25 protein-coding genes are annotated in these 26,236 nt (G+C 42.9%); 4 read left to right on the top strand and 21 right to left on the bottom strand.

Annotated elements, in window-relative coordinates; genetic code table 11:
* Positions 1 to 2 precede the first annotated feature (2 nt).
* Complete coding sequence (locus SD449_RS18820; protein ID WP_318312817.1) at positions 3 to 719, top strand: DUF6090 family protein; 717 nt, start codon at positions 3 to 5, stop codon at positions 717 to 719.
* A gap of 103 nt (positions 720 to 822) precedes the next feature.
* On the opposite strand, the gene SD449_RS18815 is transcribed toward SD449_RS18820, so the two are convergent.
* From SD449_RS18815 to SD449_RS18780, 8 genes are all read right to left on the bottom strand, one after another.
* Positions 823 to 2,574, bottom strand: a complete 1,752-nt coding sequence (locus SD449_RS18815) for a hypothetical protein (RefSeq protein ID WP_318312816.1) — start codon at positions 2,572 to 2,574, stop codon at positions 823 to 825.
* Entirely contained in the window at positions 2,567 to 4,792 is a 2,226-nt protein-coding gene (locus tag SD449_RS18810) for a tryptophan-rich sensory protein (protein WP_318312815.1), read from the bottom strand. Before SD449_RS18810 ends, SD449_RS18815 begins: the two co-directional genes overlap by 8 nt.
* Positions 4,789 to 6,060, bottom strand: coding sequence for a BatA domain-containing protein (locus SD449_RS18805; protein ID WP_318312814.1), 1,272 nt, complete (start codon positions 6,058 to 6,060; stop codon positions 4,789 to 4,791). Before SD449_RS18805 ends, SD449_RS18810 begins: the two co-directional genes overlap by 4 nt.
* Positions 6,061 to 6,957 carry a DUF58 domain-containing protein gene (locus tag SD449_RS18800; RefSeq protein ID WP_318312813.1) on the bottom strand — a complete coding sequence of 299 codons (897 nt, stop codon included), beginning with the start codon at positions 6,955 to 6,957 and terminating at the stop codon, positions 6,061 to 6,063. It lies immediately after the preceding gene.
* Positions 6,957 to 7,961 carry an AAA family ATPase gene (locus SD449_RS18795; protein ID WP_318312812.1) on the bottom strand — a complete coding sequence of 335 codons (1,005 nt, stop codon included), beginning with the start codon at positions 7,959 to 7,961 and terminating at the stop codon, positions 6,957 to 6,959. The genes SD449_RS18800 and SD449_RS18795 overlap by 1 nt, the downstream gene beginning before the upstream one ends.
* Before the next feature lie 10 nt (positions 7,962 to 7,971).
* Positions 7,972 to 8,592: a DUF4159 domain-containing protein gene (locus SD449_RS18790; protein ID WP_207032232.1), complete on the bottom strand. Its 621-nt coding sequence runs from the start codon at positions 8,590 to 8,592 to the stop codon at positions 7,972 to 7,974.
* A gap of 90 nt (positions 8,593 to 8,682) precedes the next feature.
* Complete coding sequence (locus tag SD449_RS18785) at positions 8,683 to 9,999, bottom strand: TldD/PmbA family protein (RefSeq protein ID WP_318312810.1); 1,317 nt, start codon at positions 9,997 to 9,999, stop codon at positions 8,683 to 8,685.
* A 27-nt stretch (positions 10,000 to 10,026) separates the two neighbouring features.
* Positions 10,027 to 11,667, bottom strand: coding sequence for a TldD/PmbA family protein (locus SD449_RS18780; protein ID WP_318312809.1), 1,641 nt, complete (start codon positions 11,665 to 11,667; stop codon positions 10,027 to 10,029).
* Positions 11,668 to 12,147: 480 nt separating this feature from the next.
* Here SD449_RS18780 and cls point away from each other — a divergent pair, with 480 nt between their 5' ends.
* A complete protein-coding gene (cls, locus tag SD449_RS18775) occupies positions 12,148 to 13,563 on the top strand; it encodes a cardiolipin synthase (RefSeq protein ID WP_318312808.1) in 1,416 nt (471 codons plus the stop codon).
* On the opposite strand, the gene SD449_RS18770 is transcribed toward cls, so the two are convergent.
* From SD449_RS18770 to SD449_RS18730, 9 genes are all read right to left on the bottom strand, one after another.
* Entirely contained in the window at positions 13,558 to 14,565 is a 1,008-nt protein-coding gene (locus tag SD449_RS18770; RefSeq protein WP_318312806.1) for a 2-hydroxyacid dehydrogenase, read from the bottom strand. The genes cls and SD449_RS18770 overlap by 6 nt on opposite strands.
* Before the next feature lie 22 nt (positions 14,566 to 14,587).
* Positions 14,588 to 15,067: a hypothetical protein gene (locus SD449_RS18765; RefSeq protein WP_318312805.1), complete on the bottom strand. Its 480-nt coding sequence runs from the start codon at positions 15,065 to 15,067 to the stop codon at positions 14,588 to 14,590.
* 16 nt (positions 15,068 to 15,083) lie between these two features.
* Positions 15,084 to 15,524, bottom strand: a complete 441-nt coding sequence (locus SD449_RS18760) for an Hsp20/alpha crystallin family protein (protein ID WP_318312803.1) — start codon at positions 15,522 to 15,524, stop codon at positions 15,084 to 15,086.
* Positions 15,525 to 15,600: 76 nt separating this feature from the next.
* Positions 15,601 to 16,005 carry a hypothetical protein gene (locus SD449_RS18755; RefSeq protein WP_318312802.1) on the bottom strand — a complete coding sequence of 135 codons (405 nt, stop codon included), beginning with the start codon at positions 16,003 to 16,005 and terminating at the stop codon, positions 15,601 to 15,603.
* Positions 16,006 to 16,068: 63 nt separating this feature from the next.
* Positions 16,069 to 16,893, bottom strand: coding sequence for a universal stress protein (locus SD449_RS18750; protein ID WP_318312800.1), 825 nt, complete (start codon positions 16,891 to 16,893; stop codon positions 16,069 to 16,071).
* Positions 16,894 to 16,905: 12 nt separating this feature from the next.
* A complete protein-coding gene (locus tag SD449_RS18745) occupies positions 16,906 to 17,745 on the bottom strand; it encodes a universal stress protein (protein ID WP_318312798.1) in 840 nt (279 codons plus the stop codon).
* A 150-nt stretch (positions 17,746 to 17,895) separates the two neighbouring features.
* Positions 17,896 to 18,735 carry a universal stress protein gene (locus SD449_RS18740; RefSeq protein ID WP_318312796.1) on the bottom strand — a complete coding sequence of 280 codons (840 nt, stop codon included), beginning with the start codon at positions 18,733 to 18,735 and terminating at the stop codon, positions 17,896 to 17,898.
* 87 nt (positions 18,736 to 18,822) lie between these two features.
* Positions 18,823 to 19,872 carry a response regulator gene (locus SD449_RS18735; RefSeq protein WP_318312795.1) on the bottom strand — a complete coding sequence of 350 codons (1,050 nt, stop codon included), beginning with the start codon at positions 19,870 to 19,872 and terminating at the stop codon, positions 18,823 to 18,825.
* The gene (locus SD449_RS18730; protein ID WP_318312794.1) at positions 19,869 to 21,377 is read right to left on the bottom strand and encodes a sensor histidine kinase; all 1,509 of its coding nucleotides are present in this window, start codon (positions 21,375 to 21,377) and stop codon (positions 19,869 to 19,871) included. The genes SD449_RS18735 and SD449_RS18730 overlap by 4 nt, the downstream gene beginning before the upstream one ends.
* A gap of 87 nt (positions 21,378 to 21,464) precedes the next feature.
* Here SD449_RS18730 and SD449_RS18725 point away from each other — a divergent pair, with 87 nt between their 5' ends.
* Entirely contained in the window at positions 21,465 to 21,872 is a 408-nt protein-coding gene (locus SD449_RS18725; protein WP_318312793.1) for a hypothetical protein, read from the top strand.
* Here the strand turns inward: SD449_RS18725 and SD449_RS18720 are convergent, their stop codons facing one another.
* The 3 genes from SD449_RS18720 to SD449_RS18710 form a co-directional block, all read right to left on the bottom strand.
* The gene (locus SD449_RS18720; protein ID WP_318312792.1) at positions 21,873 to 22,694 is read right to left on the bottom strand and encodes a universal stress protein; all 822 of its coding nucleotides are present in this window, start codon (positions 22,692 to 22,694) and stop codon (positions 21,873 to 21,875) included. It abuts the gene before it with no gap.
* 120 nt (positions 22,695 to 22,814) lie between these two features.
* On the bottom strand, positions 22,815 to 23,105 hold the full coding sequence (locus SD449_RS18715) for a chaperone modulator CbpM (protein ID WP_318312790.1): 291 nt from the start codon (positions 23,103 to 23,105) through the stop codon (positions 22,815 to 22,817).
* Between the two features lie 6 nt (positions 23,106 to 23,111).
* Positions 23,112 to 24,026 (bottom strand): J domain-containing protein, encoded by a 915-nt coding sequence (locus SD449_RS18710; protein WP_318312835.1) that lies wholly within the window; start codon positions 24,024 to 24,026, stop codon positions 23,112 to 23,114.
* 177 nt (positions 24,027 to 24,203) lie between these two features.
* Between SD449_RS18710 and upp the strand changes: the two genes are divergently transcribed.
* Positions 24,204 to 24,857, top strand: coding sequence for a uracil phosphoribosyltransferase (gene upp / locus SD449_RS18705; RefSeq protein ID WP_318312788.1), 654 nt, complete (start codon positions 24,204 to 24,206; stop codon positions 24,855 to 24,857).
* Between the two features lie 8 nt (positions 24,858 to 24,865).
* Here upp and SD449_RS18700 read toward each other — a convergent pair whose 3' ends face one another.
* On the bottom strand, positions 24,866 to 26,236 hold the full coding sequence (locus SD449_RS18700) for an MBL fold metallo-hydrolase (RefSeq protein ID WP_318312786.1): 1,371 nt from the start codon (positions 26,234 to 26,236) through the stop codon (positions 24,866 to 24,868).

Here is a 26,236-nt window from a genome sequence, read left to right as displayed (position 1 = left end):
CCATGATAACAGTATTTAGAAAAATTAGACAACGGTTACTTTCCGAAGGGAAGGTAAGTAAATACCTAAAATATGCTTTGGGTGAAATCATTCTCGTTGTAATCGGTATTTTGATAGCGTTGCAGGTCAACGATTGGAACGAGAACAATAAAAGCGATACCTTTGAAAAGGAGATGCTTACCCAGATCCAAGAAAACTTGGAAAGTGATAAGTTCTCGCTTGAACGGATTCACTATAACTTTGAGAATGCCATTTCCTCGATTGATAAAATCTTGGTGAATCAGCACCGTAAATATCCCGATAGCTTACCTTTTTGGCTCGGTCATATTGTTCAATTTGAAAGGTTTGCCCCCATCACTAATTCTTATGAAACCTTAAAATCAAAAGGGCTCGACAAACTTTCTGATAAGGAACTTCGGTTACTACTGAGTAATTACTACGAGAATAACATTACCAAGGTGGGTCGTTCCATAATCGATATAGAATACTCTTTTCTTAACGACTGGAAACCTTTTTTACAGGAAACACCCTTAATCGATTTCAAGTTCCAAAAGTATGTCATCTTAGCGGATCCGTCAATATTCGATTCCCATTCGGTTGCCCGAAACAATTTGATACTGAATCGGGACAACTATGCAGGAGGTGCCCAGCATATATCAACCGTGCTGAACTCCATCGAAGCGCTAGAAAACAAATTGGCAATGATTATGGAACAATAAATTGGAAAGCCGTCATATTTTATTCAAACCAAGACAAATAATAATTTACTCACCTGCAAACAAAATCAAAGTAAAGAAGGAGTGGCAATAAGAAGAAATCTATCTACTGCACAAGTTTTGGCTCCAGCCATAACCAGCCTAAGCATAAAAGAAGTACAGCATAGAACCAATATGGGGATATGGATTTCAACTCCTTTTCAGCCATTGAAACCGCATCAGCAAAAGTTTTTTGGGAACCAAACTTATTATAATTCGCCTGAAAAGTTTCGGCCTTTAGTATGGATGATAATTCGTCTTGACCATAAACATAATATGAAAATGGAGCAAGGGAATCCATCGATGTCTTAAGTTGGTTCCAACCCGTTTTGCGAGGGTATTGCGTCCCGGTCCATTTATGGGGCACCAAACCATTTTGGAGCAAAGGGATATTGGCCCCTTCGGTTGTGAGTATGTCGATATTGTCCAATGAAGTACGAAGTTCAAATTCAAAAGGGGTATCGGGCCTTGGGGTTTGAGTGATGCCCTGCCACTTTATCTCACTTGTCTTTTCCTTGGCGATACCGTTCAGGATTTGTGTCCAAATACGTGCATAAAGGGTTTGGTCCCCATCCAAAACCAATTGATAGGTGTTTTGGAGCAATGTGGTCCCCACTTTTCCTTTTTCCTTGGGCAGATAGGCGGCCATCTTAACGGAGTCCACCATAATCTCCTGTGTTCTGACGGATTCTTGGAAGGTATACGGATATTTTTGCAAGCTTTGGGCAGCTGCTCCCAACACGACCTCCGTTACAAAATCTTGCTCGAAAACAAATGGGGAACGGCTTTTTGCAAGCCTGAACAAACTTTCGTTAGGTTGTACAAAGACACCAAGACCGTTTGATGCAACAACTTCCTCCATCGCCTCTTTTGATGCTTTTCCAAGACCTACATAAGAATCTGTGTCAATGATCAAAAGATCATAATCCTTCAAATTATCTGCGGTAAAACCATAAATCGGGCTCGTCGCCCCATTGAAGTATTCGAACTTATACTTGTCTGTGGTGAGTTGTGTACGCGCCAATACTTCATGTCCACGCTCCGTCAAGAAGTTTTTAAGGTATTTGGTCTCAAAAGTCGGAAAGGTGTTGACCATCAAAATTTTTAAGGGACCTCCTTTGGCAACCTGAACGGGAATTGGCTCATCCGACAGTATTCCATTTTCATTTTTCTCCAAGAGATGGTATACAAAACGTCCACTTGCTTTTGGATTGGTGCTGAGCGTTACCAGCTGCTCCTCCACACCTTCAAAAAGCACCGAATCCAAAGGGTTACCGCTATTGTCCGCCAATACGGCCCAGTGCCCTACTCTTGGATGGGAATATTTGGCATTTACTTCCAGCGTCTCGCCCAAGACCAATTCATCCTTAATCGATATAACGGTCCAACCTGTTATATTCTCACCACCTAAAAAGGCTACCGATCTATGATTCAACTGCCAAAGATCAAAGGTTGCCAATCCATGGCCGAGCACAAACAAGGAATCGGCCTCTTTTAAAATGGTCAATGTTTTTCCTTTGGTGTACTCTTCTGTCGGAATTCGTTTGTAGATAGACTTCAAGCTGTCCAACTGGGCAGGGAGATAGCCCTCTGTAACAATGATTCCCTTTCCTTTCGTGGATTCTTGCCATGTACTTGGCTTCAATATGATCATCGCCAATGCGGAAATGGCCAAAAATGAAGCGACGAGCTTCACCCAAAACCTCTTCTCTTTTCGCTGTGACCATTCTTTCCAGATAAAAACGGCCCAAAGCAGCAGCCCTATCAAAACCACGGGCCATAAAATATCCTGATTCAATACCATTGCCCCATCATTCATAAACGCCCAGTTCTTTTAAGTACAATAGATCGATTTCATTCTGATATTCGTTCCTTTTCATGGGGTTGTCCTCAATCTCTGGTAAAACGGACAACAGATTTTTCTGGACCACTCTATAGTTTTCTTTGGTCCTGTTCGCCACTTTTTCCAAATCGCGAAGTCCTTGCAATACTTTTAAATATTTTAGGGGTTCGGAAATGGCCCGCTGTGCCAGTTCGTTTCCGGCATCCACAAAAAGTGCGCTATCCGTGTTGGTAAATGTTTTTTTGCCCACTATCAAAAGCTCCAGTCGCGAAATGGCCTCTCTTGTCGATGCAAAGGACATTTGGTATTCATATGTTTCCTTTTTATCATAATTCGTGATTTCGTCAATATCTCCGCTCAGCCTATTTTCCTCTTTGATGGGAGGCGGGTCAAAACCAATGCGGTGCACATAGATCCGGGCACTGTTCTTTATTTCTTGGATAATTTCAAGGGCATCATACTGATATGGCAATGATTTTTCCGGTTCGTAGAGTCTCAAGTACAGTTCGGCATCCCACATGATGTTCAGGGCATCCCGAAGCTTTGCTTTCAATGATTTCTCGAACAAGGTCGACTCTTCGGGGTCGGAATGGTTGTGCAAATAGTCGTGCAAAGGGTCTTCCTCTTCTTGGCCTTCATTCTCATCACCGTGCTCCTCTACCAAATTATGCTCGTTATCGCTATCGTGTTTATGGCTGTATTCGTCCAAAAGGTCTTCCTCCCCTTCCTTATTACTTTGTTCGGTTTCGCCATCGTTATGCGAAACCGCTCCTGCCGCCGCTTGCATTTCGGTCTCGTCACCCATAAACTGTCCGTACTTTAAGCGCAATTGTTTTTGGTCGAAACCGAGTTCGTTGCTCCTGAACTTGAAATCCTTTTCGGAAATGTTGGGTCGATCGGCAATCAGTTTTTCAGTATCAATAATTAATTGGCGCTGGCTCCTAAAATAGTCGGGCATCAAGTCCACACCCAAATTGCCCTCAACGGCAAATTCATCGGTGATGGTATCGCGGATTACGGCAAAATAGGTTTCGCTACGTGCTATATTCGGGGAAGGCGTTTTTTGGTCCAATGCCTCCACATAAAAATAGAGCTCGTCCCCAGGGTCCATTTTAAGCGCGTCCAAATCCAGAGGCTGTCTTAATTGGATGGCTTTTCTTCCCTTTGGAATGAAAGCATCAAAACGTACTTGCTCCTCCCGAAACTTAACCGATTCACCCGAACCCTTGCTGACCGTGGCTATAATGTAAGCGTCTTCTATTCCAAAATCATCGGAAACATTGGTATTCAGAATCAATTTTTTATCCTCATCAAACTCGAAATAACTGTAATTGTCCAGTCCATCAATTTGTACCATTGGTGGTTCATCGGTCACCATTTCCAGGGAATACAGGTCGCTCACATAATCGTTTCCCTTAGCATCTTTAAACGTAAAACTGTAAAATCCAGATGCTTCCATGGTCTTGGTCAACCGGTAGGATTCTCGATTCTTGGTGAAAGCAATACGCTCTCCCATCAAATCCATTTCAACTTCTTGGACGTTGCCATCAAACTCCAAATTCCATACAATTCTGGAACCTTGTACTGCTTTAATATTTGGGTCCGTAGTATCGGAAGTTCCTTTTCGCGTATAGTTTGGATATTGTATGGTGATACTGGTCCCGATAAGTTCAGGTATTTCAGTAGTGGTGGACAGGCTGTCCTTAGGCGCAAAAGTAATCTGTTCCCTATTTGATGGGGTTCCTTCGGATGGATTCCTGAGCTTGCTCAACATTAGGTTAGCTGCAAATCCCAGAAGTATCAACCCAAACATGACAAGCCCCGCTCGGAACAAGTTATGGGGTGGACTTAATTTGGCCAGTACGGGATATAATTTTTGGGCTACACGGTATTGCTGTAATTTGGACAAATCCGATAGCTCGTTGGAGGGCGACAATAAAAGTCCGCTACTAAATCCAGCTTGGGGCAAATGGGCATCAATGTAGCTCACGGCATTCTCTTGACTTATGCTCCACGGTCTCAAAACAAAAACGGCTATGGCGGCAGATACTATAAAACCTATAACTCCATGAACAAGATTATGGGTCAATAAGTAGACAAGACCACCAAATCCTATGGCGTAAAATAGCCCTTCCAGATATTTGGATCGCTGCCATCGCTTTTGAAACTGTTTTATGGACCGGCCCTCCATCATTGTTTTTTATAGTTTGATAATAACCGTTCAACAATCATCAGCACAGCAAGAATGCCAAATATCCAGAGGGAAATATCCAGCAAAGTAGCTCTTTCCCTTTTTCGCTTGGGTTCCACGTAATTGGGTCTGAGTTGCCCCTCGTCCATTTGCCTGATATCGGAACTCGCTACTAAATTCCTTACGTCGGAGTCCAATTCCAATAGTTGAAGCAATTGCTCCGGCAAGCGTTGTTCCATCGTATTCTTTGGGTTCAACCTTGATGTTAGGTAAAATAAATTTTTCTCTGGTCCTGCTTCGATCAATTCCTCGGACAACGGGTTTTCTTGATATACCAACTGTTTACCTTCCAACTGATTGTTATCTGTATTGCCCAAAACAACATTCAAATCGGCTTGATTACTCATTGAATCACCATGTTTGTGAATGAGTATTTCCCGTTTTAAAAACGTCGATAAGGCCTTGAACGATGCTTCAATATAATTTCCTTCCCGTTCAAACTCCGCCTCCACAAACATATTAACATGAAGGGTGTCCAACTTTTTTAAAGGAACTATTTTAGGTTCATCGGAAAGCAAACGAAGACTGTCATTTATTACCTCGAAGCCATCATCCCATACGTTTTTATTGGTTTTGGTTGTTTTACCACTGCTTGAAACTGTGACCAATTCAATGCCGTCTTTACCCTTAAATGCCATTAATGGTTGATCTTGTATTCCTTCCGTATCCGTGACCACCCAATGGATTTTCTTTTGGGTATTGGGTCGCATCGACCGAAAGCCTTTTTGCAATGCCTTGGTGAAGACCACAATACTATCGGAGCGTAAAGAATCCATTTTTTGCACCAATTGCCAATAGTTGGGCTGTTCCTTGTGCATTTGATAATCCCCGTCAGCCTCCCAAGCTGGAAAACCATTTGCTAACAGGAAAACCGGAGAATTTTCTTGTAAACTATCCAATATTTTACTGATGGATGCATCAATGGCAAGAGAAGTCTCCACAAGGTATGTGACTTGCTTCCTATCTCCTTTGGTTCGCCATTGGGGACCTGCCATCAACAATACAATAAGGGCTACCATCAACATCCGGAGCAATAACAACAGCCACTCGTTCAATTGAATACTACTGGACTGCCGTGAATTGGTTTCGTCCAATAATTGGATACTTCCAATTTTTATGGTCTTGGCTTCCTTTTTGCTCCACAAATGGATGGCCAAGGGAACCAAAAGTCCCAACAATGCCCAGAGATATGACGGATTCGCAAAAACCATTTACAATCGTATTCGTTCCTTTAAAAAGAGCTGTAAGGCATCGCCAAGGTCGCTGTCCATCCGAAACAAATGATAGTGGACCCCTTGTGACAACAATTGCTCCTTGGTCGCTTCTATTTTTTCTTCCAAAGCCTTTAAATAGGTGGCCTTGGCTTTATTGACATCAACTTTTACTTTGGCGCCTGTTTCCAAGTCTTCAAAAGTGATGGACTTTTTGTAATCAAAATCCATTTCCGATCCTGCCATAATTTGAAGCACCACCACTTCATTGGTGGCGGTTTTCAGATTCTTTACAAAGTCGGACAGTTCCGACACATCCTCATACATATCGGTCAGGAAAAAAACCAGTTCCTTTTCTCCCCTATTGTGGATTCTTCGGTTGGCGATGGAAAGTTCCGGCCATTTCCCTTTGGTGGATATTTTTAAAAGCTCCAACAACAAACGGTTGAAGTGTTTTTGGTCGGCTTTGGGGTAGATGCTCGTAAAATCGTCTTCATTTAAAGCAAAAAGTCCTACGGAATCGCCTTGTTTTTGTGCCAAATGGGACAAACAGGCCACCATGACACGGGCAAATTCCAATTTGGAGATGCCATTCTCCTGGTGTTCCATGGAAGCACTGGCATCCACTATAAATTTTACGGTAACATGACTTTCCACTTCGGATTGTTTGATGTAGTACCGACCCGAACGGGCCAACATTTTCCAATCCAGTAGCCGAAGGTCGTCCCCAGGTTCGTATCCTCTGTATTGACTGAACTCCATACCAGGACCCACGCTCTTGCTCCGATGTAGACCAGAGATATAGCCTTCCACCACAATACGCGAAATCAAGCTGAGGCCCGATACGGTATTGATGACTTCAGGTTTCAAAAGATCGTGGTAGTCCCGTGCTGCCATTATTTATCCCTTAATTGAATTTCCTTCAATATCTCTTTTGTGACCGTGTCCGATGTGATTCCTTCGGCATCCGCCCTAAAGTTTACGAGCACCCTGTGCCGCAATACGGGCAAGGCAACGGTTTGCAGATCTTCCAAAGTCACTGCCAATCTACCTTCCAAAAGGGCATTTGCCTTGGCGGTCAATATCATGGCCTGTCCTGCACGTGGGCCTGCACCCCAGTCCACCCATTGTTTTACATAGTCCACTTTGGATGTATCTGGACGGGTAGCCCTGATGACATCGCTCACATATTGTATCAACCCATCGCTAATGGAAACTTCCCGCACCAACTGCTGCAACCTCACAATATCCTCTCCTGATAGCACTTTGTTCAGTTGGGCTTTTTTGGTGCCCGTAGTGGCCTTCAAAATTTGGGTCTCTTCTTCGTCCGTTGGGTAGCCTATTTTGATGTAGAGCAAAAATCTATCCTGCTGAGCTTCTGGCAAAACAAAGGTTCCCGATTGCTCAATGGGGTTTTGTGTAGCCAGTATGAAAAATGGCTTGTCCAACGGATATGTTTTGTCCCCGTAGGTTACTTCGAACTCCTGCATGGCCTCCAAAAGGGCGGCTTGAGTTTTTGGGGGCGTTCGGTTGATTTCATCCGCCAAAATAATATTGGAAAAGATGGGTCCCTTATTGAATTTGAAGAATTTTTTGCCCGTGCTATGATCTTCTTCCAATATTTCGGTACCGATAATATCGGAAGGCATCAGGTCGGGCGTAAACTGAATCCTTTTGAACTTTAAATCGATGGCATTCGAAAGTGTTCGGATCATCAAGGTTTTTGCCAATCCTGGAACTCCTTCCAGCAAGGCGTGTCCTCCTGCAAGAAATGTAATGAGCAATTGGGAAACCGTATCCTCTTGCCCAATGATTACTTTTCCTATTTCTTTTTTAAGGGCGGTCAGTTTTTCTGAAAGCCCTTCTACTTCACTTGCAATTTGTTGTAGTTCTTTATCCAAATTAGTCTTGTTAAGAGGTTAAAGCGTATAACACAATGTTTACCCCAAATCGGGTGTTGTCAATTTTGTACCAGCGTTTGTTCCTAAAGTCATAATCCCATTCACAACCATAATCTTTGTTGCTGTAGAGGACCCCTATTCTTCCATCTATGATGATGGCTTTTAGATAGTCATGCACCAAATCGTCGCCCCAACCGTTCAGCTCTTGGGATGTTGTGGGCGGACCATCATCAAACTCAAAGAAAATGGTGTAGATTTCGTGGTCATTGGGAATTTTTTTTAATTCTCCTGGCCCAAATATTTCATCCATTTGGCGTTCAAAGGATTTGGCAAAAAGGCCATCAATATCATGGTTACAGTCATCGGCAAAAACAAAACCACCATTGCGGACATATTTTTCAAAGTTTTCCCGTTCTTTTTTGTTGAACTGGACCAATTTATGCCCAGAGATATAACAGAACGGACTTTTAAAAATATCGTCGCTCGCCAAAGTGATGATCTTCTCCTGTGTATCCACTTTTAAAGTGGTGTACTCCACTAGAGAATTCAGTAAATTGGAAGGCATGCGCTGGTCCACATCCCAATCTCCCGACTCGTACTGTAACCTTGTAAAAAAGAATTCGTTATCCAATGCCATTTGGGTGGTAGGCTAAAATCATTGTCAAAATAAAAACTGGCGATCAAGGATTACCTGACCACCAGTTTGTTTTGATTTTATTGTTTATACCGCGTCCGAAAGACTGGTGAACGTAAAGTCACGAATCTTCATATAGGGAATCAAGTTACCTTCAACACGAACTTGTTGTCCTAGCGATTCCAAATTATTCAGCATAATAATGGGACTCTCGTTGAACCTAAAGTTCTTGACAGGGAACTTGATTTGTCCGTTCTCGATATAGAACGTTCCGTCCCTTGTCAAACCTGTGTACAATAAGGTCTGTGGGTCTACACTACGGATATACCAAAAGCGGGTCACCAAAATACCTTTTTTAGTGCCTTTGATCATATCTTCCAAACTTTCATCGCCACCTTCCATAATTCCGTTGCTTGGAAATGGAACGGGTTCTACACCTTTTTGCTCCGCCCAGTAACGGTCGTACGCCAAATTCTTGACCACACCGTTTTCTATCCAACTGGTTTTCTTAAGCGGTTGCCCCGCACCGTTCCATGTAGCCGTAGGCACATCTGGATTCAAAGGGTCCGACCAAATATTAACGCGTTCATCCACGATTTTTTGTCCCAGTTTGGTTCCTCCATCCTTGGCGGACATAAAGCTCCTACCTTCATCCGCAGAACGTGCATCAAAAGAACGGAACATATTTTGCAGTAGACCGATTGATGCTGCCGGTTCAAGAATCACAGTGTATTTACCAGGCTCTATGGCACGTGCTTCCTTGGACATTACCGCTTTATCGATTGCAATTTTTGATGCTTCTGCAGCATCAAACTTATCAATATCGTTGTAGTCCCTGGTCACCCAACCAGAACCTGTTCCATCATTGGTACGCATGGTAACCGTAAAATCTACGCCGGTAGACTGGTTGTAGGCAAATAGTCCGTTGGAATTGATCATGGCGGAAAATTGTGCCGAATCATCCAAGAAGCCTGCTGCCGTAACATTTTGTGCAGCTGCCGGGGTTATACTTTTATTGGCGACCTCTGCCCGGTACTCCGGTGTTACATTTGCAGTGGACTCTTTGTACGTGATGGCCTCATCATAAGTCTGTGGTCCCAAGGGCTCCATAAATTCTGGGTTCTCAGGAGATAACTGGGCCAATTCTTCCGACCTTTTTACCACCTTCTCCAAGGATGCGTCATCAAATTCATCAATAGTAGCGGTTCCTACTTTTTTCCCAAAACTGGATTGGACCACTAAACTCTGTGTTGATCTATACCCTGCCGTGGATACGGTATTTCTAGCATATCGGATATTTCCGCTGTTACTTCCACTCAGGTTTATCTCGCAGGCATCGGCACTGGAAAAGCTCAATGCCTTTTCCAAAATCTTTTTTGCTTCTTCTCTAGTATATATAGCCATTGTCTTATTATTTAATTTGAATAAACCTTAAATGGTCCTACCTGTGTTGATTACATTGATTCCGTTAAATCTTGATGTGGAACTACCATGGGAAACGGCACTCACCTGGGAAGGCTGTCCTTTTCCATCGAAGAAAGAACCGAACAATCTGTAGTCGTCCTTATCACAGATCTTGGAACAGGAATTCCAGAATTCCTGGGTATTGGATTGGTAGGCTACGTCCTCAAGCATACCCACAATCTCACCATCCTTGATTTCGTAGAACAAGGTTCCTCCAAACTGGAAGTTGTATCGTTGTTGATCAATGGAGTATGATCCACGGCCTAAAATGTAAATCCCTTTTTCAACATCTTTGATCATATCCTGCAAAGAATATTTTTCCTTGCCGGGTTCCAAAGAAACATTGGGCATACGCTGGAACTGCACATCTTCCCAACTTTGGGCGTAGCAGCATCCGTGTGATTCGTTCTGGTCGATCATATGGACTTGGTCCCGGATAGCTTGGTAATTCACCAAGATTCCGTTTCTGATCAAATCCCATTTTTTGGTCTTTACACCTTCATCATCATACCCTACGGCACCCAAAGATCCTTCTTGGGTCTTATCGGCCACAATGTTTACGATATCGCTACCGTATTTAAAGTCTTTGGATTCCCATTTATCCAATGTGGCAAAACTGGTACCTGCATAGTTGGCTTCGTAACCCAAGACACGGTCAAGTTCTGTGGGGTGTCCCACAGATTCGTGGATTGTCAGACCAAGGTGGTTCGGCTCCAAGACCAAATCATATTTGCCTGCCTCTACGGATTTTGCGGAAAGCTTTTCCTTGGCTTGCTTCGCAGCCATTGTAGCGTCTTCCACGATATCATAGCTTCTGTTGTACAATTTGATGCCCTCAGGACCGGAAAGTTTTTCGGATTCCAGACCGTCCATATATTCGTAGCCCATGCCCATTGGAGCACTCAGCGCCTGACGGCTCCTGAACTTACCTTCTTGGCGGTCGATGGCCGTAACATTAAACGTAGGCCAAATTCTGTGTACATCTTGGTCTATGTAAGAGCCATCTGTGGAAGCAAAATACTTTTGTTCGTTTACCATAAAAAGGGCGGAGTTCACAAAGTTGGCCCCGTTCTCCATTGCCGCTGCATTGGCGCTCAATAGCAAATCAACTTTCTCGGAGATAGGCACTTCCTTAAAGTCCTTTTTGATAGGGGTTTTCCAAGAGACTTCTCCGTGGCCCTGAACTGGTGCCAACACCACAGGTTCTTTTTGGATCTTGGAATTGGCCTTGGCTATGGAAACAGCTTGTTGAGTGGCCTTTTTGATTCCATCCTCTGTGACATCATTGGTCGAAGAGAATCCCCAAGTTCCATTGGCGATCACACGAATTCCGATTCCAAAGGATTCGGTATTGACCACGTTTTGCACCTTTTCTTCCCTTGTGAAGACATATTGGTTCAAGTATCTGCCTATTCGGGCATCAGCATACGTCGCTCCCATGGATTTGGCTGTGTTCAAGGCAACATCTGCCATTTTCTTTTTAAGTACGGTATCCATACCCGGTTCCAAGAGTGCCTCTACGGGAATATTGTTTCCCATAAGAAGCGAGGGCATCATCATGGCCCCTGCACCCATACCGGCGTATTGGACAAAATCTCTTCTTTTCATATGTTAGTTATTTGATTTACTCTGAGTTATTACAGGATTGGAATATCATAAATTGGGTTCCTTCAAATCCATGGATTCTAAAAATACGTAGTGTGTCCTTAGCATTATGTTAATTTTAACCTAAAATCCAAGATGGTGAATGCTAATTGAACACCTACCAAAAAAAGCATTGGATTTTTACTTTTTTGATCATTTTATAACTTTTCAACCTCATCCTTCTAGATCCACAAATACCGATACTTCTACTTTTTTGCACCGCCTTTCCAAAGATGGTGGAAATATCCCAGATAATTTTTGGGTGAAATCATCGGAGGAATGAAAAATTTCACCAAAACTAAGTTTGGATCGCTTTCAGCTTGATTCCATAAAAGGGAGGCAAAATCACCAATAAACAATTCTATAAGACTTTACCCGATGAACTGACATGGCTCAACCCGTAGATGTCCGGGGTAGATTATATTTGTTGGAAAACAGGATCGGATGGATCAAATGCTTGTAATTGCTCTTATCGCAATCTATATATTGATTGCACTGGTCATGGTGGTCAGTCTTTTGCTGAACGGGGTAAGACCAAGCAAGACCTTGGCTTGGTTGTTGGCCATTTTCACCATTCCCGTAGCCGGTGTGCTCCTGTACATATTGTTTGGTCGCAACAGGAGAAAAAGCAAAATGTTCTCCTTAAAAAATCAGTTTGGGCCCATCAAAACAAATGAAAGTTCCAAGTGTGACCTTGATATCTCGGACAATAAAAGGAAAATTGCCGCTTTGATCACAAAAACTTCCAAATGTCCGGTCACCTGCCATAACGATCTTGAGCTGCTTCAAGATGGCAAGAACACTTTTGAAAGTATTTTTCAGGCATTGGAAGAGGCCGAAGAGCATATCCATCTTCAGTATTATATTTTTGAAGATGGGCTGTTGGCCGATAAGCTTTTGGAGGTATTTGAAAGAAAAATAGCCAACAATGTCACCATACGATTGCTCTACGATGGAATAGGAAGCTATTCCTTGAGCAGGAAATATTTAAAAAAGCTAAAAGCGATAGGAGTTGAAACAGCCCAATTTCTTCCCTTTAAATTTGGAAGGTTCCTTACTGCACTGAATTATAGGAACCATCGTAAAATCATTATCATAGACAACAAAATCGGTTTTACGGGGGGCATCAACATTTCCGATAAATATTTGAAGGGCGACCCCACTCTGGGCAAATGGCACGACACGCATTTGAAGATAGAAGGGGAAGCTGTCGATTTTCTGAACAAAATCTTTGTTACGGACTGGTTCTTGGCCAGTGAGAAGAAGGTGGACATATCAAACTTCAGAATACATAGAACCACACAACAGGGTAAATCCCTGCAAATAGTTCCCAGCGGTCCGGACGATGATTTTGACGTGATGGAGCAGGCCTATTTTTCCATGATCAACAGTGCGGAGAAATATCTCTACACCGTAAATCCGTACATTATTCCAAACCATGCCATTTTACAAGCGCTCATGACCGCCGCTTTGAGCGGGGTGGATGTCAGGATATTGATGTCGACCACCACGGACATCAAATTGGTGGATTGGTGTGTAAGGGCCTATTTTGAATCTTACCTCAAGGCCGGAATAAAAATCTATTTGTACGCGGACGGCTTTTTGCACAGCAAGGTTATGGTGAGCGACGATGAAATTGCCAGCGTGGGCACGGCAAATCTGGATAACCGGAGCCTTCAACAGAATTATGAGGCCCAAGTCTTTGTTTACGATGCCCATCTTTGCCAACGCCTGAAGTCGGAATTTTTAAAGGATTGCGAAAAATCCATTGTGCTTGCGGACTACCATAAATATAAAGAAAGGGCATGGATCAAAAAATTGATCGAGGGATTTGCCAAACTACTGAGCCCGCTGCTATAGGGTTATGGTCTCAAAACCCAGCTCATTCTTGCAGGTTTTCCCCTCTTCCAAACAATCCAGATTGTACATGGTGGTTTCAGCGATACGATCAAGTGCCTCTTTGGTCGCGAATGCCTGATGGGGCGTCAAAAGAACATTGGGCAGGGAAATCAATTCTTTAAGAAGTTCGTCCTGTATCCCATTTTTGCTGTTATCCTTAAAAAACACTCCCCTTTCGTATTCATACACATCGGTGGCATAGCCTCCAAGGTTGCCGTTCTTTAGGGCCTGGACCACATCCTCTGTCTTTACAATGCCTCCCCGAGCCGTATTGATTAACAGTGCTCCTTTCTTCATGGATTTGAACAAGGTTTCGTTGAAAATGTGGTGGGTATCATAATTCAATGGGGTATTTATACTGATGACTTCCGACCTTCTGCACAATTCTTCCAAAGGCAAGTATTCCAGATCAAAATGGTTTTCCAGATAGTGGCTTCGTTTTTTATCCGTGGCCACTACATTGCATCCGAAAGCGTGGAATACCTTCACTAAAATGGAACCGATTCGCCCGGTTCCAAAAATACCCACCGTTTTTCCGTTAAGATCAAAGCCCATTAAATCGTCCAGTAAAAAGTTGTACTCATGGACCTGTTTGTTGGACTGTATCAATTTACGGTTAAGGGCCAACAGGAGCCCCACTGCATGCTCGGCGATGGCATGTGGCGAATATTCTGGTGCATAGGCCACTTTAAGACCTATCCGTTTGGCCGACTTTACACTGACATTGTTATGGCCCGTAGATCTTAACGTGATATATTTTACCCCTAGCTCGTGGAGTATTTCCAATACGACCAAGGAAGCATCATCATTGGAAAAAATGGAAATGGCATCATATCCAGCGGCCATCACCGCAGTGTTCGAATCCAAGGTCTCCGGCACAAATTTGATTTTATGCCTGCCATTGTTCAGTTTATTTAGGTTTTTAATCTCAAAATCCTTGGCACTATACACCAGTACTTTCATAGTTCTATATTGTTTATCGTGTTTAGGTAAGTAATCTTTTTTGTTTCTTTCGCTTGATCACATTGGATATTACATCGAACATACGGGTTTTGGAATCTCTGTACTTTTCAAAGTAATCCTCCACCTCTTGTCCCAGATCACTGTGGGTATCCAAGTAGGCTTCTTCCATTTTTTCTTGGTTTACTTCGTCCACCATGATCTGTAGCTGGTTTTCATGCAGCTGCACTTTCTTGAATAGATCGTTCCATTCCTTTTCGGCCCTGTTCAAAGCATCGACCAAGGGCTGAACAGATTTGAACATGTCCGAATCAATAATGTCCAGGGTGTAATCCTTGACCATATTATTGAGGAATTTTTGCTCATCTTGGGCAAATTTTAGTTCTGAGGTCCATTTTTTGGACTCTTCGTGTAGTTCGTCCGCACTGAACCATTCCCTGAATCTTCTTCTTTTTGATTTTGTTTCCATCGGTGAAATGATATTGTGCGGCAGATGCAACTGCATCTGCCGCTAATTTTGACTAAACTACCTCGATGACCTTTTTATGGTTCTTCTTGGCTTCTTCCATTTTTAGGACTCTGAGCTTTAGAATACCGTTTTCGTAGATCGCCTTGACTTCTTTGGACCTATCTACCGTTGAGGGCAACTGCAAGGTTCTGGTAAATGCATTGTAATTGAACTCCCGTCTGGTAAAGTTTTCTTCCTCTTCGGCCTCCTCTTTACTTTTATGGGCGGAAACCTCCAATACATCATCTTTCATAGTGATCTCAAAATCTTTTTTTTCGAATCCCGGTGCGGCAAACTCGATTTCAAAATCATCTTTGTGTTCTTTTACATTCATTGATGGATGTGTTTTTTCAAGGTTGAAAAAATCATCATCAACAAATGCGTCCCGATTGAAAAAATCAATCAGCTTCTCGTTCCATGGAAATCGCTTTCCATCCAATTTTACTAGTGACATAACTACTCAATTAAACCGTTTAATGCATGGGTAAACAATCCGAGCCCGACCACATTCTTTACGGCATATGGCCGAGTCAGTACATTGGTTTTCTTTTTTTGAGAATGGAGCCGGCATAATCATAAACCTCATTTTTTAGTTCGATATAGGTTTTGATGTAGTCGGTCATCTCCTCCTTTAAGGATTGGTGTTTCTCGTAATAGTGGTTATCACATTCCGCTTGGCTGCATTCAAAAATCCCCCCAAGTCCGTTTTCATGTTCTTTGATGGCCTTATTCAGTGATTTTTTATTTTTTCGTGAGGCAGTAAATTGTTTCTTGAATGTTTCGAGCCGGTCGAACAATTTTTCCGTTTTTGGCTCGAACATATAAGAATTGATCAATCCTTTGATAAAGACCATTTCCCTTTCAATGAACTGTAGGTAGGATTTCCAATCCTGCAGTTCATCATGAATAATTTCTATTTTGCGCTCCCTTATCATCACCATGAAGCTTTACTATAAAGTGAATATAAGGTTTGGTCGGTTACTATGAAATGATTTAAATCATGTCGGTCGGTTTACCGGATTGGGCAAGATCAAAAAAGGAACCTCCAGTTTGGTGTTCAACTCCTTTATGATGCCGTTGCCAATAAATTCCAAGAAAAAATGGTGCGGATAGTAGATCATACAGAGCATATCGATGTTCCAGAGCTCCACGAATTCCAAAATGGTATTCGCCTTGCCTTTAAATACCGGCAAGATCACTTCTTTTGCACCCCTTTCACCAATGGCTTTTAAAAAGTCCGTTTTATTTTTTACAGCGTCATTATCCTTGTTGTTTTCCATTATGCTCATGGGAACAACAATGCTGTCCATAAGATAACAAAAAAATTGAATGGTATTAATGCTTTCCTCGGCAATTGGTTTAGCAAAGTTGGTAGCGAAAGCCATTTTGTCGATTTTCTTGAAATCTATTTCCAAGGGAACGATCAATACGGGACAGCAGGTAATCTCACGGACCAATTGCATGGCATTGTTCCCGAACAGTATGTGTTCCTTTTCCTCTTTGCCCTTGTTGCCAATTATGGCAAGGTCTACTTTATTTTCAAGGGCATAACCGGCCACTCCTTTGGCCATTGGGGAACATAGCGACACTTTTTTTATGATATGCTTTTTGTTTCGCCCCACATCCCTGTTCAAACGGTGCACCAAAGCATCCAATTCCTTTTTCGATACCGATTGGGCCTCCTGCCCATCAGGTCCTTCTTCACGGCTACAAACATGTACAATATGAAAACTGCATTCCTTGTCCCTGAACAATTTTGCGGCGTAATAAAGTGCATTGTACGCATTGTTCGAAAAATCGGTAGGCACTAAAATCTGTAACATGACATCTGGTTTTTAGTTATACGGCAATACCAAAAAGGGAACCTTGCCATGAAAACCGATGTTCTTGATGACAGGTTCCAAAAATAAGCGCTCCAGGAACGAGTGCTTGTTCTTTATCATGGCCAACAACTCCACAGGTGTATTTTCCTGAAAATAATTGATGGCCCCTATCAATTCTTGATCCGGGAGATCATAAAACTCATGGTTGTGCTCCAACAACATCCCTTCCAAAGATGCTTTATGTTTGATTTGGTCCGAATCAAGGCCTTCTGGGGAAGCTACATGCATGATATGAAGCTTGGAGTGCCACAGTTTTAACAGTTGAACCAGAAAATCGATATTGGACTTTCTGTAATCCACCTCAAAATCGGTGGGGAAAAGAATATTGTACGGTGGTCGATATTCAAAAACAGAAGGAATGGCCAAAACAGGAATCGTAGCCTTTTGAATGACGTGTACCGTATTGGACCCAAAGAAAATTTCTTTCGCTCCTGTGGCTCCCTGGGTGCCCATTACAATAAAATCAATGTTTTCCTTTTGGGTGATTTCTGCAATCTCACTTTCCAAGGAGTTAAAGGCTGCGTGGGTCACAAATGTGTGCTTTGGCACATTGTGGAGTTCCTTGATCTTCTTCTTCGTTTTTTCCAAAGCTTGCTCCGCCTTATACTTTTCATCGTCCGGTAGCCCCAACTGCCCAGGACTTCCAAGGGTATAGTCCACCCTGTAAACTGGCGGCGTATAGGCATGCATCAAATAAAAGGTGCAGGTAGAATCTGCCAATGTCTTGACCGCATAAGAAATGGCATGCTCTGCATTTTTGGAAAAATCGGTGGGCAATACTACTCGAATCATGGTACAATTGTTTTAACCCAGTATACAACAAAGCTATACACTCTTCCAAACCTATTTTATGATTTGCGTCACCTATTCCATGTTCTCTTGGACTGTAATTTGGTTTTTTAGACTTCTGTTTTTTGTTGAAACCGATCCTTACAATTCCGTTTATTCATGGATTACATAAAACGGTACTTTGGTATGAAAGCTGATTTTTTCCACCGTGGAGTCGAATAAGATCTGTTGGATAAAATTGAGGTTTTTGGCCACCATCACCATCATATCGATATCCTTGCTTTCCACAAAACACTGAATCGCGGATTTTACTTTTTTGTTGGTAATGGTATGAAAACTATATCTTTCGGGAAATGTCTCTTCCATTATATCCAGAAGATATTCCTTGTTCGTTTCCTGTGCCTCGTTCAATTGGGCCCCTTCCTGCAGGGCGTTCATGATCCTGAATTGCGCTTTGCCCAATTTCACCACCTCTTCCATGGGGCGCAAGATCCTCAGGGAGTAAAAAATATTGAAATCTGTGGGAAAGGCTATTTCGCGTGGTTTGGAAAGATGTACCTGTTCGGGGACCACAAGGGTATTGCATTGCACTTTTGTTATAACATCGCCGGCATTGGTGCCCAGGACTTTTTCCTTAAGGCCCGATGCTCCCTTGGTACCCATCACGATCAAGTCGATATCATTTTCTTCCAAATGTTTTTTGATGGTGGGTATAAAAAATCCGTATTCGTGCAGGGAAAAAAAGAAATGGTTGGCTTCGGTACTTTGATGCCGGGTCTGCTTCACCAGGTCAGTGAGCTTCTTTTTGGTGCTCTCACCAGAATCCGCACCGGCTTCCTCCTGAAAAGTCACGGCATCGTTCTTTGTGTCCAGCAAAGTGCCGACATACAGCAAATAAAAATTGCATTCCACGGAACTGAACAAAACCTGTGCATACTTTAATGCCTGTATGGAGTTTTGTGAAAAATCCGTAGGGACCAAAATATTTTTCATTCGTCATAAATTGATGGCACAAGATTATCATTCGGCAAAAAACACAAAATGATAAATATCACTTACGCCATTTATGACATGTTTTAATCAGTTTACCTGACCTAAGGCCTCCTTGTTGAGTACCATGATATTCCGGTTTTCAATGGCAATGAGTCCCTCCTGTTTAAAATCTGACAAGGTTCGAATAAGGCTTTCTGTGGCTATTCCGGCCACTCCTGCCAAATCGCTACGGGCAATCTTTAAATATTCCGGTTTGTCCCTGTTTATAGCTTTACAGAAAAGCAGAAGCGTTTGTGCTGTTTTCTTCCTCACCGAACTATAGGCCATTTGCAATAATTGCATTTTAATACTGGTCAAATCGCCCGCTATCACATCCATGAGTTCCAAGGTTACGCTCTTGTTGTCCTCCAAGATTCCTTTGACCTTTTCCTTAGAGATTCCTGCCAATTCCACTTCTTCCAAGGCCATGGCATATTCTTGGTAGGGCAAGCGGTCGGTCAACGATGTAAAGCCCAAAAAATCATCTTCGGAATAGATGGAGGTAATCAGTTCTTTGCCTTCCTCATCCAAACTGCAACTTTTTACGATCCCCTTTAAAATAAGATAGATCATATTGGAGTGGTCTCCCTTTTGATAAATGATCTCGTCCTTTTTAAATGAAAACAACCTGCCATGATCATCAAAGAAGTTTTTGAGTTCGTTCAATGATCTGATTTCTTGATCGCCACCGCCATTTTTGGACCTTTCCTTCCTCAAGGCTTCCATTTGCTCCGCCTTGGCCAGTCTACACTCGATCGCGGTCAAAAGTTCTTCCTCTTCAAATGGTTTGGTCAAATAGTCGTCCGCACCAAGGTTCATGCCCCTTCGTATATCCTGTTTTTCTGTTTTGGCCGACACAAAAATAAATGGGATATGCCGTGTTTTTTCATTGGTGGACAATTGTTCCAATACTCCGTAGCCATCCATTTCGGGCATCATAATGTCACAGAGTACAAGATCTGGATGTTCTTTCATGGCCATCTCAACGGCCAACTTGCCATTGGAGGCGGAACTTACTTCAAAACCGGACAATTCCAACAGTTCGGCTACATTTTCGCGTAGCGAGGTGTCATCCTCAACCAGTAATATTTTTTTCATTTTCTGTTATTTATTGGTATGTAAAGCGTAAAGGTTGATCCTCTGCCCATTTCACTGGTAAAAGTTACATTGGCATTAAGGTTGTGCATATGCTGCCTCACAATATTCAGGCCTATACCTGTTCCTTGTACCGTGAGGACATTGGTAGCCCTAAAATACCTATCAAAAATAAAGGGCTGGTCTTCTGGTGGTATCCCAAGTCCTTTGTCGACCACATCAATTTTGAGCTGATCGCCTTCTTGGTGGACGTTGAGTTCAATATCCGTATTTTCTGGGGAATACTTAATGGCATTGTGTACCAAATTGGAAAGGGACAACGCCAATATTTTTTCATCAAATTCCAGCACTATGCCATCTATATCCACTGGGTATTGAATGCGCTGGCCCTCTTTGAGCAAGGTGTTGGAGTCATAGACCACCTCATTGACCAACTTGCTCAAGGGAAATTTTGTAATCGTGTAGTTGACCTTGCCAAGATCTAGCCTTTCTATCGACAAAAAGTCGGTCAAGATATTATCCAAATATTTCACCTTGGATTTAATGGTGGTAATATGCTTGTTCCTCTTTTCTTGCTGCTCGGTCTCCGTGTATTTGGACAATAGCGATGTAGACGTGAGTATGCTCGTTAATGGGGTCTTGAACTCGTGCGATACCAAGGAAAGGAACTTGGTCTTAAGTTCATTGAGTTTTTTTTCAGCTTGCAATGCTTCTTTTAACTGATGGGTCCTCTCGTCTACAGTATTTTCCAGTTGTTGCGTATAGTTTTTGCGCTCCGTAATGTCCAGAACAATGGCGACACAGACCTGACGCTTACCGATAAAGGATAATTGCAAATGCACCTCTACCGGATACAAGGTCCCATCCTTACGCCGGTGCACCGTTTCAAATATCACCTTTTCCTTTCTTTTGGAAAGCAATGGCGATATCAAGCGCTTCATGACCTCTTGACTAACCTCTGGTTTGATGTCCATTACGGACATCCTGCTCAATTCGTTCAAATTATATCCAAGATTGAGCTGGGCTCCCCGGTTTACATTGATAAAAATGAAGGACTCTGCATCAAAAACATAAATCTCGTTTAGGGATTCATTAAAGATCTGGAACCAGTAATCAATGGTCTGTTCGGCTTTCTTTTTTTCGGTGATGTCCATGATCAGTGCCAAAACATACCGTCTCTCCTGAAGCTTGAAAGGGTTGAGGCTTATTTCCAATGGAAACTCTTCCCCACCTTTCCGCAGACCCACCAAATCCAGCCCCTGCCCCATTTGACGGGCCTTACTCTCGCCCATAAACTTGTCCACAAGATGGTCATGCTTTTTTCTGGCGTGATTCGGGAGTAAAGTATCCAAAGGTTTCCCTACAAGTTCCCCTTCGGAATAATTGAACATTTTGTTCGCCGCTTTGTTACTGGCAGTGATCTGTTGATTTTCGTTGACAATGATGATACCTTCGGAGATAACCTCCGAAAACATCCCCAATACGTTACTTTCTTCAAATACTTCCAAAACAATTTCTAAATTTACTGATTTTGATCATGTCGAAATATTTATTTCAAAGGTATATTTAGCATAATTGCTTTAAAATTTAAGGAAATGTTGGAAATAAAGGAAAGGTTCGGAAAAGAATTATACGAGAATTTGGGGAAACTGTTCTATGCCATGGCCATAGTGGACCATAGTGTGCACGCCAAAGAAATGGACAAACTTAACGAGCTCGTTCGGGAACATTGGCTGGAGGTCGATGATATCGAAGATGAGTATGGTACCGATGCCGCCTTTCAAATCGTTACGGTTTTTGATTGGCTTCTGGAATATGAAAAGGACAGTGAAGAAATATTCGAGGATTTTGAAGCTTTTTACAACGACCATAAAAAGCTTTTTACGGAACAGGTTAAAAGCCTGGCCATGTCCACCTCACGTGCCATTGCAGCCGCCTTTGCCGGAACAAACAAGTCCGAACTGGTGTTGTTGGGGCGTCTTCAGTTGCTTTTTGACAACTGATCAAAGTTTTATGGTCATAACCGGGAGTTTGGCGTGATTGGATACGTTCTCTGCCAAACTTCCCACCACAAAATGGGCCAATCCCTTGCGTCCGTGCGTGGGAATGACCAAGAGGTCCGCATTTTGTTCAAAGCAATAGTTCAAAATGCCTTCCTCCACGCTTCGGTGGTCATAAAAATCTACCTGTATCTCCTTGCCCAATTCTTTTTCAAAGGCTTTTTTGCGCTCTTCCACGTTGTCATAGCCCATAAAATTTGCCCCTACGGTGTTCACGTATATTATTTTAAGGGATGCCCTGAACAATTCTGAGAAAGCTTCTGCCTTTTTATAAACTGGGATGTTTTCCTTGGTAAGGTCACAGGCCAATACTATTTTACCAATACGGAAATCTTTTTGTGGTTTTTTGATGACGATAACGGGCACATCCGAAGTTCGAACGACCTTTTCGGCATTGGACCCGACAAACAGGTCACTGAAACCACTTGTGCCATGGGACCCCATAACGACCAAGTCGCAGTTTTGCTCCTCGGCCACGTGGTTGACCTCCTCAAAATCCTTATAATTTTGGATGATGGCGCTCACCTTGATCCCTTTTAAATATTCCCTCTCCGTAAACTCTTTGATTTTTTCCTTGGCCAGTTTCAAAAAATACTTCGCCTCGGCCTCCTCCGCTATTTCGGAATTGGCCAGCACGGAATCCGACATCCCGATCATATGCAACAGAACAATGCTTGCATCAAATTGTCCGGCCATTGTGGCCGCTACTTCCAGGGCATATTCGGAATGTTTCGAAAAATCGACCGGCACCAATATTTTTTTCATGATATATTTTGTTTATGCGATGTATCTCTTGTATGGGAAGGTATTTATAATTTTTCCTAAAAGTAACATGTGGCCCACTGGATTACTATGATGGTGGTCATGAATTGTACCACGGAAGACTTACTCCAAAGTATCCAACTTTCTTTTAAGGTTCGCCACTTCCTCTTGTAAACGCTCCACTTGTGTCAAAAGATGGTGGATGGCCTGGATACCTTCCGGGTTTATGTCCAGTTCGTTGTGCAGACGAACCATTTTTTCCAGAAGAGGCAAATCCTCAACATGTAACTTTCCCTCGCTCTGCCCCTGCTCTATTTGCAAAATCTCGTACTCGTACATGGAGTGGACAAAAGACTCACCAACACCATGGAGTTCACAAAATGTTTTTACGGATATGTAGTTTTCCTGTTTCATGGTTTTCTATGCTAGATCGGTTTTTGCCAATGCTTCGAACAGCGATTTTTGTTCGGCGGTCAAATTCTTTGGTATCTTGATTGTATATGTGAGGTAAAGATCTCCGAACTGTCCTTCCTTTTTATACTTTGGAAAGCCTTTCCCCTTTAACTTAACTTGGGTTCCGTTTTCCGTTCCCGGTGCAACGTTTAATTTTACTTTCCCTGTTAAGGTCTCCACTTGTATTTCGCCACCCAACACTGCTTTTACCAAAGAAATTTCCACGTTTTTGTAAAGGTTGGCACCATCACGCTTAAAATTGGTATTGTTTGTTATGGAAAAAGTGATGTACAGATCACCTGCTGGTCCACCTTCTATCCCTAGCCCTCCGTGACCTTTTATTTTGATGGTCTGTCCATCCTCAATCCCCGCGGGAATCGTCAATCGAATATTCTTACCATTTACCGTCAGTGTCTGCTTCTGACTGCTGTACACATCCATAAGCGACAGTTGAAGCTGGGCGTTGTAATCCTGGCCCCTAAAGCGCACACGCTGACCGCCGCCGCCAAAACCAGAGCCTCCTCCACCGAACATCGATTCAAAAAAATCCGAAAAGTCTTGGGCAGAACCACCAGAACGGCTATAAGTATATCCCGTACGCCCTCCTTGACCGCCTTGCTGAGACCTGGAACGTTTGGCCTTCTCAAACTCCTCCGCATGCTGCCAATCCTTTCCGTATTCGTCATATTTTTTCCTTTTTTCCGGATCGGAGAGGACTTCGTTGGCTTCATTAACGCGTTTAAAGTTCATTTCGGCCTCCTTATCGTTCGGGTTAAGGTCCGGATGGTACTTTCTGGCCAATTTTCGATAAGCCTTTTTTATTTCTTCGGTGGACGTTTTCTTGTCCACGCCCAATACCTTGTAATAATCGATAAAATCCATAGGTCTGTACAAAATTCTGAATTTGTAATCCCGTGAGTGACATCCTCAAATTTCGATAAAATTCTGCTCTTTTTCCAATGACCAATATCATTATCCCCATGAAACTTCCACAGATGGGATTTCATTTTTATATCTTCACAACAACAGCTACTTTTAAGGAGAATCAATCCATTGACAATGATCATCCATCAATTTGACCAAACCAATTCCATACTCAATACTTTTATTTCAGAGATCAGGGATGTTGATATCCAAAAAGATGCCATGCGATTTCGTTGCAACATCGAACGTATAGGAGAGGTCCTTGCCTATGAGTTTAGCAAGTCCTTGGATTATGAAGAGAAACCGATAAAAACGCCCTTGAGCACCAAAAAATCCTTTGTTTGTTCGGACAAATTGGTGCTTTGTTCCGTTCTGCGTGCAGGCCTTCCCTTGCACCACGGTATTTTAAGCTATTTTGATGGAGCCGAAAATGCATTTATCTCGGCCTATCGGCATCATCCAAATAATGATGACGCCTTTGAAGTGGTGGTGAAATACTTTGCCGCTCCTGCCCTTGATGATAAAATATTGATATTGACCGATCCCATGTTGGCCACGGGAAAAACCTTGGAAAATGTGCTCAATGTGCTCAAAAGCCACGGAACTCCCAAACAAATCCATATCATATCGGTCATTGGGTCAAAGCCCGGATTGGCTAAGGTGGAACAGGTCTTCCCAAAAGATACCCAACTATGGATCGCCGCCGTGGACGATGGACTTACCAGCAAGGGATATATTGTTCCCGGACTGGGGGACGCAGGAGATTTGAGCTACGGTGAAAAATTGTAGAGGTAGTACTAAAGTATGATCTCGACCACTTCGTGCATTTCCGGAATGTGGCAATCCCATCCAAATTTTTCATGGATCTTATCCTTGTATATTTCCAAAGAGGATTTTTCTCCATGCACCAGAAAAACCTTTTCGGGGATATTTTTTATGGTGCCCATCCATGTCAAAAGTTCTGATTGGTCGGCATGGGCCGATAGACTTTCCAGATGGTGAACCTTGGCCTTGATGGGAACATACTTGCCATATATCTTCAGTTCGGCAGCCCCTTCGAGCAATTTTCTGCCACGGGTCTCCTCCGCCTGGAACCCGACCAATACAATATGCGTGGACTCCAGATCACCCAATTGTCTGATATAAGTGAGCACCCTGCCTCCGGTGACCATACCGCTCCCGGCAATTACAATTTTTGGCCTAGGGTCGTCTATGGTTTCCCAAGTTTCGGCATATGAACTCACAATATTGATATGATTGCACGTATTTTGATACTCGGCAGCGGAAAGTTTGTGCCAATCCGGAAAGTTTTTAAATACTTCCAATACATTGTTGCCCATAGGACTGTCCACAAAAACGGGAATATTGGGAGTCCTGTTCTTCTTGTAGAGTTTCCACAATTGATACATTAAGGATTGTAACCGTTCCACCGCAAAAGAAGGGATGATCAACGTGCCTTTTTTATGCAGGGTATCGTTGATCAACTCCGTTAAGATACCCTCTACATCCTCGACCGGGTGCAATTTATCCCCATAGGTACTCTCCACAAATAAATAGTCGGCCCAATCAGGTTGCTTGGGAGCGTTGAGCAACTCGTCCCTCTGCCTGCCCACATCGCCCGAAAAAACCAATTGTTTTCCGAACAGGTCTATATTGATATAGGTGGAGCCAATGATGTGTCCGTTGTACAAAAAAGTTGCCGAACAATTATCGGACAGGGAAACTTTCTCGCCTTCGTCAACCCTTTCAAATAGCTTCAAAGTAAATGCAACATCTTCCTTGGTGTACAATGGCAAGGCGGGGTCGTGCTTGCTATATTTTTCCTTATTGGCCCGGGCGGCTTCTTCTTCCTGTATTTTGGCACTGTCCTCCAATATGATCCGTGCAATCTCAAGGGTAGGTCCAGTTCCCAAAATTTTCCCCCGAAACCCTTGACGTACGAAAAGAGGTAAATAGCCACAGTGGTCCAGATGTCCGTGGGTGAGCAGTACGTAGTCCACTTGGGAAACATCAATGGGCAAGGGCTCCCAATTTTGCTTGCGCAGTTCTTTGGTTCCTTGGAACAGTCCGCAGTCCACCAAAATTCTGATTTCTTCAGAATGCAGATAAAATTTAGATCCCGTAACGGTTCCTGAAGCGCCCAAAAAATGAACCTCAAGTTTTTTCAT

The organism is Flagellimonas crocea (genome assembly GCF_033441595.1).
Taxonomy (GTDB): Bacteria; Bacteroidota; Bacteroidia; order Flavobacteriales; family Flavobacteriaceae; genus Flagellimonas; species Flagellimonas crocea.
This window is presented reverse-complemented; position numbering and strand designations above follow the sequence as displayed.

Coding starts and splice junctions, on each gene's coding strand:
- SD449_RS18810 (WP_318312815.1), bottom strand. CDS start 4,792: ATGATGGAGGGCCGGTCCATAAAACAGTTTCAAAAGCGATGGCAGCGA.
- SD449_RS18780 (WP_318312809.1), bottom strand. CDS start 11,667: ATGAAAAGAAGAGATTTTGTCCAATACGCCGGTATGGGTGCAGGGGCC.
- SD449_RS18770 (WP_318312806.1), bottom strand. CDS start 14,565: ATGAAAGTACTGGTGTATAGTGCCAAGGATTTTGAGATTAAAAACCTA.
- SD449_RS18765 (WP_318312805.1), bottom strand. CDS start 15,067: ATGCAGTTGCATCTGCCGCACAATATCATTTCACCGATGGAAACAAAA.
- SD449_RS18740 (WP_318312796.1), bottom strand. CDS start 18,735: ATGAAAAATATTTTGGTCCCTACGGATTTTTCACAAAACTCCATACAG.
- SD449_RS18815 (WP_318312816.1), bottom strand. CDS start 2,574: ATGAATGATGGGGCAATGGTATTGAATCAGGATATTTTATGGCCCGTG.
- cls (WP_318312808.1), top strand. CDS start 12,148: ATGGATCAAATGCTTGTAATTGCTCTTATCGCAATCTATATATTGATT.
- SD449_RS18720 (WP_318312792.1), bottom strand. CDS start 22,694: ATGAAAAAAATATTGGTGCCGGTCGATTTTTCGAAACATTCCGAATAT.
- SD449_RS18785 (WP_318312810.1), bottom strand. CDS start 9,999: ATGGCTATATATACTAGAGAAGAAGCAAAAAAGATTTTGGAAAAGGCA.
- SD449_RS18735 (WP_318312795.1), bottom strand. CDS start 19,872: ATGAAAAAAATATTACTGGTTGAGGATGACACCTCGCTACGCGAAAAT.
- SD449_RS18700 (WP_318312786.1), bottom strand. CDS start 26,236: ATGAAAAAACTTGAGGTTCATTTTTTGGGCGCTTCAGGAACCGTTACG.
- SD449_RS18725 (WP_318312793.1), top strand. CDS start 21,465: ATGTTGGAAATAAAGGAAAGGTTCGGAAAAGAATTATACGAGAATTTG.
- SD449_RS18760 (WP_318312803.1), bottom strand. CDS start 15,524: ATGTCACTAGTAAAATTGGATGGAAAGCGATTTCCATGGAACGAGAAG.
- SD449_RS18750 (WP_318312800.1), bottom strand. CDS start 16,893: ATGTTACAGATTTTAGTGCCTACCGATTTTTCGAACAATGCGTACAAT.
- SD449_RS18755 (WP_318312802.1), bottom strand. CDS start 16,005: ATGATAAGGGAGCGCAAAATAGAAATTATTCATGATGAACTGCAGGAT.
- SD449_RS18800 (WP_318312813.1), bottom strand. CDS start 6,957: ATGGCAGCACGGGACTACCACGATCTTTTGAAACCTGAAGTCATCAAT.
- SD449_RS18805 (WP_318312814.1), bottom strand. CDS start 6,060: ATGGTTTTTGCGAATCCGTCATATCTCTGGGCATTGTTGGGACTTTTG.
- SD449_RS18715 (WP_318312790.1), bottom strand. CDS start 23,105: ATGAAACAGGAAAACTACATATCCGTAAAAACATTTTGTGAACTCCAT.
- upp (WP_318312788.1), top strand. CDS start 24,204: ATGATCATCCATCAATTTGACCAAACCAATTCCATACTCAATACTTTT.
- SD449_RS18820 (WP_318312817.1), top strand. CDS start 3: ATGATAACAGTATTTAGAAAAATTAGACAACGGTTACTTTCCGAAGGG.
- SD449_RS18745 (WP_318312798.1), bottom strand. CDS start 17,745: ATGATTCGAGTAGTATTGCCCACCGATTTTTCCAAAAATGCAGAGCAT.
- SD449_RS18710 (WP_318312835.1), bottom strand. CDS start 24,026: ATGGATTTTATCGATTATTACAAGGTATTGGGCGTGGACAAGAAAACG.